This is a genomic window from Mesorhizobium sp. M7A.F.Ca.CA.002.09.1.1 (assembly GCF_003998555.1).
Classification (GTDB): Bacteria; Pseudomonadota; Alphaproteobacteria; order Rhizobiales; family Rhizobiaceae; genus Mesorhizobium; species Mesorhizobium ciceri.
Genome location: NZ_RZRR01001409.1, coordinates 1 through 818, shown reverse-complemented (window position 1 = coordinate 818; position 818 = coordinate 1). Strand labels below are relative to the sequence as shown.

The following is an 818-nucleotide window of genomic DNA, read 5'->3' as shown; positions in this document are numbered from 1 at the left end:
TTGAGCCTCCGCTCGGCGGTGTCGGTCAGCTTGCGGTTGGCCGGCAGCGTGAACAGCGCGTAGGCCCGCACCTTCGAACGGCCGACGCGGCCGCGCAATTGGTAGAGCTGCGACAGGCCGAACATGTCGGCGCGGTGGATGATCAGCGTGTTGGCGGTCGGAATATCAAGGCCGGATTCGACGATGGTGGTCGACAACAGCACGTCGTACTGGCCGTCATAAAAGGCATTCATGATGTCGTCGAGTTCGCCCGGCGGCATCTGGCCATGAGCCACCGCCACCTTCAACTCCGGCACGGATTCCTTCAGGAAATCATGTATTTCCGAGAGATCGCTTATGCGCGGCACCACATAGAAGGAATGGCCACCGCGATAGCGTTCGCGCAGCAGCGTCTCGCGGATCACCAGCGGATCGAAGGGCGATATGAAGGTGCGCACCGCCATCCGATCGACCGGCGGCGTGGCGATCAGCGACAGCTCGCGCACCCCGGTCAACGCCAGTTGCAGCGTTCGCGGGATCGGCGTCGCCGACAGCGTCAGCACGTGCACGTCGGTCTTCAGGTCCTTCAGCCGTTCCTTGTGCTTGACGCCAAAATGCTGCTCTTCGTCGATGATCAGCAGACCAAGGTTCTTGAACGAGATCGCGGAACCGAGCAGCGCGTGCGTGCCGATGACGATGTCGACCTGGCCTTCGGCGATGCCTTTCTTGGTCTCGGCCAGTTCCTTGGCGCCGACCAGCCGCGACGCCTGGGCGACGCGGATCGGCAGGCCGGAAAACCGCTGCGAAAACGTCTTGAAATGCTGGCGTGACAGCAATGT

General features: G+C 62.3%; 1 protein-coding gene. It reads right to left on the bottom strand.

Annotated features, from left to right (window positions below):
• Positions 1 to 818: helicase-related protein (locus EN994_RS33590; RefSeq protein WP_127308264.1), on the bottom strand; the 818-nt coding region annotated here is incomplete at both ends.